At 31.4% G+C, this 10,485-nt stretch carries 9 protein-coding genes; 7 read left to right on the forward strand and 2 right to left on the reverse strand.

What is annotated here, in order from left to right:
* The first annotated feature begins 243 nt into the window (after positions 1-243).
* Entirely contained in the window at positions 244-1,794 is a 1,551-nt protein-coding gene (locus JJE11_RS07885; protein ID WP_291634302.1) for an amidohydrolase, read from the forward strand.
* A gap of 1 nt (position 1,795) precedes the next feature.
* On the forward strand, positions 1,796-2,956 hold the full coding sequence (locus JJE11_RS07890) for a BTAD domain-containing putative transcriptional regulator (protein WP_291634304.1): 1,161 nt from the start codon (positions 1,796-1,798) through the stop codon (positions 2,954-2,956).
* Positions 2,957-3,015: 59 nt separating this feature from the next.
* Here the strand turns inward: JJE11_RS07890 and JJE11_RS07895 are convergent, their stop codons facing one another.
* The gene (locus JJE11_RS07895) at positions 3,016-4,605 is read right to left on the reverse strand and encodes an amidohydrolase (RefSeq protein WP_291634306.1); all 1,590 of its coding nucleotides are present in this window, start codon (positions 4,603-4,605) and stop codon (positions 3,016-3,018) included.
* A 455-nt stretch (positions 4,606-5,060) separates the two neighbouring features.
* Here JJE11_RS07895 and JJE11_RS07900 point away from each other — a divergent pair, with 455 nt between their 5' ends.
* The gene (locus JJE11_RS07900; RefSeq protein ID WP_291634308.1) at positions 5,061-6,437 is read left to right on the forward strand and encodes a pyridoxal-phosphate dependent enzyme; all 1,377 of its coding nucleotides are present in this window, start codon (positions 5,061-5,063) and stop codon (positions 6,435-6,437) included.
* A 111-nt stretch (positions 6,438-6,548) separates the two neighbouring features.
* Here JJE11_RS07900 and JJE11_RS07905 read toward each other — a convergent pair whose 3' ends face one another.
* Positions 6,549-7,112: a hypothetical protein gene (locus JJE11_RS07905; protein ID WP_291634310.1), complete on the reverse strand. Its 564-nt coding sequence runs from the start codon at positions 7,110-7,112 to the stop codon at positions 6,549-6,551.
* A 741-nt stretch (positions 7,113-7,853) separates the two neighbouring features.
* On the opposite strand from JJE11_RS07905, the gene JJE11_RS07910 reads away from it, so the two are divergent.
* The 4 genes from JJE11_RS07910 (at position 7,854) to JJE11_RS07925 (ending at position 10,420) form a co-directional block, all read left to right on the forward strand.
* Positions 7,854-8,486, forward strand: a complete 633-nt coding sequence (locus JJE11_RS07910) for an ATP-binding cassette domain-containing protein (protein ID WP_291634318.1) — start codon at positions 7,854-7,856, stop codon at positions 8,484-8,486.
* Entirely contained in the window at positions 8,473-8,679 is a 207-nt protein-coding gene (locus JJE11_RS07915; RefSeq protein ID WP_291634312.1) for a hypothetical protein, read from the forward strand. The genes JJE11_RS07910 and JJE11_RS07915 overlap by 14 nt, the downstream gene beginning before the upstream one ends.
* Before the next feature lie 151 nt (positions 8,680-8,830).
* On the forward strand, positions 8,831-10,060 hold the full coding sequence (locus JJE11_RS07920; protein ID WP_291634314.1) for an aminopeptidase: 1,230 nt from the start codon (positions 8,831-8,833) through the stop codon (positions 10,058-10,060).
* 192 nt (positions 10,061-10,252) lie between these two features.
* Positions 10,253-10,420, forward strand: coding sequence for a zinc-ribbon domain-containing protein (locus JJE11_RS07925; protein WP_291634316.1), 168 nt, complete (start codon positions 10,253-10,255; stop codon positions 10,418-10,420).
* The last annotated feature ends 65 nt before the right edge of the window (positions 10,421-10,485 follow it).

Raw genomic sequence — 10,485 nt, forward strand, 5'->3', positions numbered from 1 at the left:
AGGTTAAACGCCCCTGCAATTATTTTCGGCGCAGAAGGCGAAAATTTTCATGGTGCTGACGAATATGCTACTATTAGTTCTATTACAAAAACGGCAGATATAATCTACAAGTTTTTAGTGAAAGTCCTTACAAAATAACAACCTATCATAAAATTTAAAAATTACAGCAGGATAGTATCTTTAATTGATAGCTATTCTGCTGTATACTTATATCAAATCAATTATAAATTGGAGGAAGATGCAATGCAGGCCGACATATTAATAATTAATGGACAATGCTTAAATCCGACTAATGAGAAGATTTATAATTGGATTGCAATAAAAGGGGATAAAATAGTTGGAATTGGAGAAGGAAATGAATACTCAAAGTTTTTAGAATCATCCGCAGAAATAATTGATGCAAAAGGAGCTACCGTTACAGCTGGGTTTTATGATAGCCACTCTCATCTTATCCAAACAGCCATCAACCATACTAGTTTAGATCTCGGCAAGGCTACTTCATTTAACGATATTGGAGATTTGGTTGTGGAGCAAGCTGAAAAGAATCCAGGCGAGCCCATAAGAGGATATCGTTTGGATGATCAAAATTTAAAAGAAAGAAAGCTTCCAGATAGATATATTCTTGATAAGTTTTGTGACACTGCACCAGTTTGGTTAAATAGAATTGAGTATCATACTAGCATTTTAAATACATATGCACTGCTACATTATAAAATTCCATTCTCCGTATCTGGAATTGAACTTGGAAGCAAAGGTATGCCAACCGGTATATTTCGAGATTTCGCAAATGCATTATTACGAGAAAGTATATTAAATAGTATGGATAATAAATTAAGATTAAAGGCATTAAAAAGTGTTATGCCATATCTCATCAGTTCTGGAATTACTACTACAGCCTCAATGGAAGGAGGCTTTATGTTTTGCAATAAAGATGCTGAATTTATCCACGAGTACAAAAATGCATTTCCTATCGATTTAGTATTGTTCTATCAAACTACTGATGTTCAAAAAGTTATATCTATGGGACTCAATAGAATTGGTGGTAGTCTTTTTATTGATGGATCTTTCGGTTCTAGAAATGCAGCACTAAATGAAGATTATACCGATGCCCCCGGGAAAAAAGGAGTATTATATTACTCGGAGGATGAATTAAATTCCTTCTTGCTTGATTGTTATAAAAACAATCTTCAAACTGCAATGCATGTTATTGGTGAGAGAGCTATCGAACTCGCCATTAATGCTCATGAATATGCTTTTAAAAAGACTGGAAATAATAATTTAAGACATAGATTAGAGCATGTGGAACTACCGAATGCTGCTCAACTTTCTAGGTCTAAAGAGTTAAATCTTATATACTCAATGCAACCTGCATATGAGCATTACTGGGGCGGTCCGGATAAAATGTACTTTCAGCGTATAGGGGAGAGGTATAAAATTACTAATCCTTTTAAAACAATAATAAAAAATGGTATCATAGTGTGCGGGGGTTCCGATAGTGATGTTACACCTGCTAGTCCCATTTTGGGTATTTACTCTGCTGTAAATCACCCTGTTGAAACGCATCGAATCAGTATAATGGAGGCCATAAAGATGTTTACCATTAATGCAGCTTATGCAGTGTTCGAAGACACAACTAAAGGTAGTCTCGATGTCGGCAAGTTGGCAGATATTGTAATACTAAGTGATGATCTTTTTAAAATAAATATTGAGAATATTAAAGATGTCACGGTTGAAGTTACTATTAAGTCAGGAAATGTCCTGTTTAATAACATTTGCTGCGAGGGTGGTGAGTAAAATGCCTGTTCTATCAATAAATATGCTGGGGAGAATAACCATAAAACATAAGAATGAGCTTGTTGAAAATAAGTTTAGTAGTAAAGCAATTGATTTAATTTGTTACTTATTAATTAATTCAGATAAAAAAATAAGTAGAGAAAAAATTGCGAACTACTTATGGGCAGACAGCAATAATGAGGCTTCAAGATCTAACTTAAGGTATTGTCTTTGGAGTATAAAAAGAATTATTCTTCCTGATGAAAAAGGAGAAGAATTTATTTTAGCTGAAAAACATTTATGTTATATCAACGAAAAGTATGATTTCTTTTCTGATATTTTATTTTTAAATGCTTATGAAAACAAGAATGACATCTCTCTTGAAGAATTATTATCCATTAAAAAGCTTTATGGTGGTGATTTTTTGGAGGGCCTTTATATTAATAAATGCCCTGAGTTTAATGACCTTGTCCTATTTGAAAGAATCGTATACCAAAACAAGAATATTGAACTTCTTAAACAAATATTAGAAAAATACGAGTCATCAAAACGATATGACAATTGTATAGAGATTTTAAAGGATATACTAGTTATAGATCCGTATAATGAGAATTTCGCTTATATGTTAATGGACAATTATAATAAAAATGGAAATAGATCTTCGGTTATTAGCTTTTATAAAAACTTTGAAAGCAGTCTTAGGAGAAACTTAAATATATCTCCTGAGAAGGAGTTAAAGATGCTGTATAATTTAGTGATAAGTGATTCTAATTGTATAGGACTAGAAACTGAGAAACTGTCTTTACAAAAAAAATCCTTGCATATAGACACATTTTGCTTGAAAGAAATCCCTTTTTTTTGGATCTCGGATGTAATTGGTAAAATTGTTGGGGCAATTGGGAGCAAACAAAAACTGATGTCTTTTAATCCAAGCTATATATCAGATTTAGCGTCTATTCAAAACAAAGTTTTATTAATCAGTGAAGAAAACCTTAAGGTGCTAGAGACTGTTCCAACTGTTAGAATTATTAATGCCTTTTACGAATTTTTAAAATGTGTTTGTGAATTGCATCAACTTCAAATTAAAATATTAAATTATGGTGATATGGATTCTTTATCTAAAGATGCGTTTCGATATATTGAAAACAGTAGAATAGAGGGGCTTGAGATTACACATAATTAAATCATCACCTTCGGATTTAAACATAACCGAAGGTGATAATAAGCTTCGCAGGCGATGATTTAACTTTCTTCTCCACCTACAAATGTATTTAGTACTTTTATCTTCAGAATGTCTAATGGTTTTATTAAAAATGGATCCCTGTCAATGACAATAAAATCTGCTAGTTTTCCGTTTTCAATTGTACCTTTTACATCTTCTTCGCCAGTTGCATAGGCTGCGTTTTTAGAAAATAAACAAATAGACTCGTAAACCGATAAATTCTCCTCAGGATACCAACCACCCTCTGGGTAGCCATTAAAATCTTGCCTTGCGACAGAAGCGAAAATCCCTTCAAAAGGATTATAGGATACTACAGGACAATCTGAACCACCTGTTAGAATTAGCCCTGCATCCAGCATTGTTTTCCAAGCATATGCACCTTTGCTTAGTCTGTTTTCTCCCAATCTTTCTTTTATCCAATGTAAATCTGTGCTTACGAAACTTGGTTGTATATCTACTACAAGTGGCAACTTTTTCATTCTTTCTAAAAGACTATCATTAATCAATTGCGCATGTATGACTCTAAATCTTTGGCCATTATAAGGAAATACTTTCAATACATTTTCTATTGAGGTTATAGTCACTTCTAAAGCCTTATCTCCTATTGCGTGGATTGCAGGCTGCAACCCTTTTTCATATGCAATTTTCATTTTATCATCTAATTCCGCTTGACTACATATTAAAATGCCATGAGTATTTTGATCATCACTATAAGGATCTATCAATGCTGCAGACCTTGCTCCAAGGGAACCATCTACAAAGAGTTTATATGACCCGTAGTTTGCTTTACTCATCTTTTCTTGGTTATAATTTTCCTTTTCAAATAGATCATCTAAACAAACCGTCACACGAACAGGAAGTCTACCTTCTTTTTCAAGTTCTCTATAAATTGTTATATCTTCTTCGAATTTCCATAGTTTGGCTGCGTAAGTATGTACTGATGTTAATCCTTTTGATGATATGTCCTTTAGCACTTTTAATATCGCTTCTTTTTTTTCTTCACGATTAATAAAGGAATCTGGGATTATTTCATCAAATACTTTAATGGTTCGCTCTCTTACTATTCCAGTAGGCTCACCATTGCAATCACATTCCACTGTGCCAATTACCTCTGGCACATATTCTTTTACAACTCCTGCCATGGAAAGTGCTAAGCTATTTGCACAGACTACATGTAAGCAGGATCTCCTAATTATAATTGGATGAATAGTGCTTATTTTATCCAAATCAGCCTTAGTAGGAAGCCTTCCCTCGATATACTTTGTGTCATCAAAATTTACTCCTTTTACCCAATTACCTGGAGCAGTTTTCTCAGATTTTATTTTCATAAACTCTATAACATCAGTAATACTTTTAGCCGTTTCTAAATTAACATCCTCTAGGTTCTTACAATGAGCGTATAAATGCATGTGGGAGTCAGTTAAACCTGGAATGATAACTTGATGTTCCAAATCGACTACTTCTTTTGCATCACCTAGTATACCCGCCGCTTCGATATTTGAACCTGTGAAAACAATTTTACCTTCTTTAATACCAAATGCCTCTATTTTGTCATTTTCTTCTTTCATCGTGTAAATATTTCCGTTTATAAATAACTTATCTATATTCACCTGTTTTCCCCCTAATCCGTGATTTTTATGTAAAGAGCATATTCTTCTATGTATTAAATTTTATACTACTATTCCTTATATAGGAAGAGATTTTAACTTTTTGCGTAATTCTTTAAAAAAAGTGTTTAAAAATATTCTAGTAGGATTATATAATAGTTTAAATAAACATTTTTTAAACATACTATCAACACTACTCAAATCTAAAATATAGATTTACAAATAATTACTTTGTAAATTACAAAACATCATATTTTTCGACAAGAATTCCTATATAATGATTGTATTTTGAAGAAAAAACATCTAAATTTGGTGTGTATTTGCAAAATGTTACTAATAATGTTATAATATATTACATATAATATATAAAATATAGCAGATACTATTGTAGATGGTACAAAATTTAATGAAAAGTGTTTTTTTTAATTTAATCACAATTAAGTATTGAAGGAGAGATTATGAGACAAAGTGGAAGAACACCGTTAATGAGAGCAAGAAAAATGGAGAAGGCATTAGGTATCGGAGAGATATATTTAAAACTTGAAGGAGCTAATCCATCAGGACATAAATATGATCGTATTTCAGAAGTTTTAGTTAAAGATGCTATTGCAAATGGTTTTGCACAAATTTTAGTTGATGGTTCTGAAAGCTATATAAAATCAGTAATATTATTTGCAGAATTAAATGAACTAGAGGTCAAGGTGCCTCTATTTAAGCAAGAAAAATGGAAGATGTCACGTTTAAACAAAGATATTTTAATGGACTTGCGGGATAAGAAGGACACGGGTACACGTACACACGCGGTTACGCGTGCGCAATTGAGAGCTATAGCTCGAGATAACAACATGTACTTGATGTGCGAATGGAACAGAAACAACATTATAAGTCATCTTGTTTTAGAAGATATGACGAAAGAGTGTTTGGAACGTATGAATTTTGAGGTTGATACCATTACGTTGCAATTAGGATTTGGATATACACTTTCCAGCATCTATGGCGCCATAATTAAAAGTTGGGTACATGAAAAATTAGTTGAACTACCTCAATTAATGTGTGGTGTTGGTCCAGCATGGCAGGAATCTTTTGACCATTACGCTAGGAAAATGAACATTGGTAAAATTGAAAGCAGTGATAGTAACGCTAAAGAAACAGATTGTTATTTACCTAATAGACATACAGATATCGTTGAAAATATTATGAAAACAATCAATGAGACGGGTGTTGAAATGATTAGTATTGAAGAAGATGATTATAAGAAGGCAGTTACTATGCTACGAGAACTTGAGGGTGTTACGGTTTCAAGAAAAGAAGCATATGCAATGGCAGCGTTTATAAAAAAAGCTCAACAAGGACTGATTAAAGATGGTAAACACTTGGTTATTTTAAACGATGCAAGAAGTGAAGTTGAAATATGTGAAATTAAATCTTATGAGGACAAAAGCAAAGAAGAATTATTCGCCATAGTACAAGATTGGTTATCGGTTTATCATGATTGTAGGGCTGAGGCAATAGATGCAATTGAAAGAGCTATGAAAGATGGCTATGTGTTATTTGCGAAGAGAAATGGAGAAGAACAAGGTATATGTGTTATTGTTAAAATGGGATTTGATGAGTTTCTCTCTGATTATCATCTAGCATATATTGGTGTTAAGACTGGTAATAAAGGTCGTGGTGTTGCGTCAGAACTGATTAGTCGCGCTATAGAACTTACAGATGGTAGTATATCTCTTCACGTTGATCTTGATAATAAACGTGCTAAGAATCTCTATAAAAAGATGGGATTCAAACATGTATATGATCGTATGATATATAATTATGTACATACAACTGAATAAGCAAAATTATAATATTTATATATAATTAATAGGTAAAAGTAAAAAATCAGTTAACCAATTTATTGGTCAACTGATTTTTTCATTTTTTAAGTATTTTAGTTTCTTAGTATACTATTTTTTCATTTCCTGTTTTCCAGTAACTTTACTTGTATCATCCATTTTGAATGTAGATTTAGCCTCATCTGTCGTAAAATATACATTTCCGTCAATTATAGCATCTTTTAACTGAAAGTTGCTTGCTGAAACATAAAGGTCACCTTTAAAAGTTCCATGTTCTATGCTACCCATTGGGCTATTAAAAGTTAATTTAGGTGCTGTCAACGTGTACCTATCAGTTACCTTATGATCCGCATCTTGAGCGTATAATGCTATCTTACGTTGCACCACATCTTTACCACTATCATCTTTTTTGCCGTTTTTAAATTCACCGTCAACCATAAGATCTTTATCAAAAGTTAAATCTTTCAAAGTTGCAATAATCCATGTACCCTTGGTGCTTATAGCATTTTCAAAAGCGGCTTTAGTATTTACAATAGAAGCTGTGGTTACTACATTTGGTGTTGTTACTGGCGGTGGTGTCACAGGTGGTGTTACCTCAGGTGCGACAGGCTTAGAACAGCCTACAAATAATACAGTTAATACAGCTGATGCTAATAATATTAGTTTTGATTTCATTAAAAATCCTCCTCATTAGTTATTATTTTTACTTGAATTTATTATAACCATAATGATGAATATTAATGTTTAAAAGTTTCTTTCTAATGTTTTAATTTTTGTAGGTTAAAATCCATAATACTAGAAATATAGGATAGGAATTACATTGGCGATAATAAATCCTAATATTAATATTTAATAAAATTTATGGTAATATCAATATATTGAAGATTTAAATAGAAGGGGGCGAAAAAAATGACTAAATTCTTTTTAGAAAACATAATGTTAGATAGATTACCGATGTCATTATCTGGGATTACACATACTTATTTTAATTTTACGGGAGAAGTCTATCCAAAATTGAATATATCACTAAAAAGAAGTGAGTTATCTTTGCCTTAAATACATTATAATTATGTTATTTTAAACCCAGGTGAGGATTAACTTGCCTGGGTTTTTTAGTTTTGATAACAGTAAACCAATTGTAACTACTCTTATATGCGTAATTTGTAGTCTTAATAAAGTAATTAGAAAATGGATTTTTTCTTGTTGCATTTTTACTGTGATTATATTATAGATTAGTTAACTGATTTAGATTAAAATCAAAATACATAAACTCCGGCAAGAATTTCTTGCGGGGGTTTTATTATTTTGTGAGCCAAAATCCATATTTGTATTAGCATAGAGGGGGAATTAATGATGATAGAATTAGCGTTAAAATAAGTAGAAAAATACTTTGGGGGTAATAGGATTCTTAGTAATATTACTTTTGAGGTTCAAAGTTCTGAAAGAGTTGGGTTAATAGGAAAAAATGGTTCAGGTAAAACTACAGTTTTTAAAATCATTGCTGGAATGGAAAATTTAGATAATGGTAGTATAACCATAAGAAAAAATTCGACTATAGGATATTCACACCAAATACCAGATTATCCGAAGCAATTTAAAGTAATAGTTATTTCACATGATAGATATTTTTTAGATAGAGTTGTAACAAAAATAGTTGAAATAGAGGATGGAGAAACTTCTTTTTATGGTGGTAATTACACTTATTATGTTAAAGAAAAGCAAAGAAGAATTTTTGAAGAATTTGAAGCATATAAAGATCAACAAAAGAAAATTAAGGCTATGGTAAAAGCAATAAAACAACTAAGGGAATGGGCTATTCAGGGGGGAAATGAAAAATTCTTTAAAAGGGCAGAAAGTATGCAAAAAAGATTAGATAAAGTAGAAAGAGTTGATAAGCCTCTTATAAATCAACCTAAAATTCAATTGGATTTTGCGGAGACTGACAGGTCTGGCAAGGATGTAGTAAGTATTAAAGGATTATGTAAAAGCTTTGATCAAAATCAAATATTAAAGGATTTACATTTAGAAATTAGATATGGGGAACGTTAACAAACTAAAAGAAGTGGAAACCTTAGAAAACAAAATAAAAGAGCTTGAGGTAAAACTTAAAAATATAGATAATGAAATGATTAATAAGGGCAGTGAATATGAAATATTATTGGGGTTAAGCAAAGAAAAACAAGGGATTCAAGAAGAGTTAGATTTAATTATTGAAAAATGGATGGATATAGAAAACCCTTAGTAGTATTTAATAAGGGGAAGAAAAATGAAATATAAAAATCAATTAAATTTTTAAATATCTATATTGGTTATTCATGGTATAATTTTGTTGTGATTAAAGCAACATAAATAAAGTTAATATATTATCTAAATTGATGAAGGGAAGTCTTAATATGAATAATAAATTATTAGAAAAATATGCTCTTTTATTAGTGAAGACAGGAATTAATATTCAAAAGAATCAAACACTTGTAGTCAATTCTCCTATAGAATGTGCTTCTTTTACTAGAATTATATCTAAAATCGCTTATATTGAAGGTGCTAGGGAGGTTGTTGTAAATTGGAGAGATGAACTTTCCTCAAAAATTAAATTCATGAATGCGAAAGATGAGGTATTTTTAGAATATCCAGATTGGCAGAGAGATTTTTACTTGTCAAATGCTCGCAAGGGAGCTGCTTTTTTAAGTATTTCAGCCTCTGACCCTGAGCTTATGAAGGATGTTAATCCTGATAGAATGTCAAAATCTCGTATTGCAGCAAGTACTGCAATAAAGGAATATAGGGATAGACTTATGAGCAATAAAAATGTTTGGTGTATTGCATCAATCCCAACTATATCCTGGGCAAAAAAAGTATTCCCAGAATTATCAGAGGATGAAGCAATGGAAAAGCTCTGGAACGCTATATTCAAAACTGTAAGAGTGGATACGGTGGATCCTGTTGCTTCATGGGAAACGCATAAAAGTAATTTAAAGAAAAGTATGGATTTTTTAAATTTAAATAACTTCAAATATTTGCAATATACAAATTCCTTGGGTACTGATCTTAAAATTGAGCTTCCGGAAAATCATTTATGGCTTGGAGGATCAGATTATACCCCGGGTGGCATAGAGTTTATAGCTAATATGCCTACAGAAGAGGTATTTACACTCCCTAAAAAAACTGGAGTAAATGGTATTGTAGTAAGCTCAAAGCCTTTAAACTATAATGGGAATTTAATTGAAAAGTTCTCACTTACTTTTAAGCAGGGTAAAATCGTGGATTTTAAGGCAGAAGTAGGTTATGATATTTTAAAGAGCATTATTGAAACTGATGAAGGATCTTGTTACCTTGGTGAGGTAGCATTAGTGCCATATGATTCCCCAATATCAAATTCAAATATACTATTTTACAACACACTTTTCGATGAAAATGCCTCTTGTCATTTGGCTATTGGAAAAGCATATCCTGTATGTATAAAAAATGGTGAAAATTTAAGTGATGAAGAACTCGCGGAGCAAGGAGTTAATGATTCCTTTGTACATGAGGATTTTATGGTTGGCACAGAAGATTTGCGAATAATAGGTATTAAAGCAGATGGAAAAGAAATACCTATATTTGAGAATGGTAATTTTGAATTTTAAGCAATTAAGGCGCATTATTGAACAAAAACATATTGTAAACATAACTTATTTATGTTAAAATAAGTATTAAATAGTAATGATATATTACTATATAGTAGAATCTAATCTGATAAACAACATATCCTCTTTTTAGGAAATTATTGTTAATCAATTTTAGATATCAGTTTTTAAATAAAAGGAGGAATATTTAAAATGGAAGACAAAACTTTAGTTTGCAAAGATTGTGGAAAAGAATTCGTATTTACAGAAGGTGAACAAGCTTTCTACAAAGAAAAAGGATTCGAAAATGAACCACAAAGATGTGCTGATTGCAGAAGAGCAAGAAAACAACAAAATAATAACTCATCTTACGGAAGATAGTTAAATAAGTATTATATACCCTATAGACACAAGTCTTATAGGGTTTTTTTATTGTGTAGAAAACT

The organism is Clostridium sp., from assembly GCF_016650095.1.
GTDB lineage: Bacteria > Bacillota > Clostridia > Clostridiales > Clostridiaceae > Clostridium_AD.

Coding starts and splice junctions, on each gene's coding strand:
- JJE11_RS07925 (WP_291634316.1), top strand. CDS start 10,253: ATGGAAGACAAAACTTTAGTTTGCAAAGATTGTGGAAAAGAATTCGTA.
- JJE11_RS07890 (WP_291634304.1), top strand. CDS start 1,796: ATGCCTGTTCTATCAATAAATATGCTGGGGAGAATAACCATAAAACAT.
- JJE11_RS07900 (WP_291634308.1), top strand. CDS start 5,061: ATGAGACAAAGTGGAAGAACACCGTTAATGAGAGCAAGAAAAATGGAG.
- JJE11_RS07905 (WP_291634310.1), bottom strand. CDS start 7,112: ATGAAATCAAAACTAATATTATTAGCATCAGCTGTATTAACTGTATTA.
- JJE11_RS07885 (WP_291634302.1), top strand. CDS start 244: ATGCAGGCCGACATATTAATAATTAATGGACAATGCTTAAATCCGACT.
- JJE11_RS07915 (WP_291634312.1), top strand. CDS start 8,473: ATGGGGAACGTTAACAAACTAAAAGAAGTGGAAACCTTAGAAAACAAA.
- JJE11_RS07920 (WP_291634314.1), top strand. CDS start 8,831: ATGAATAATAAATTATTAGAAAAATATGCTCTTTTATTAGTGAAGACA.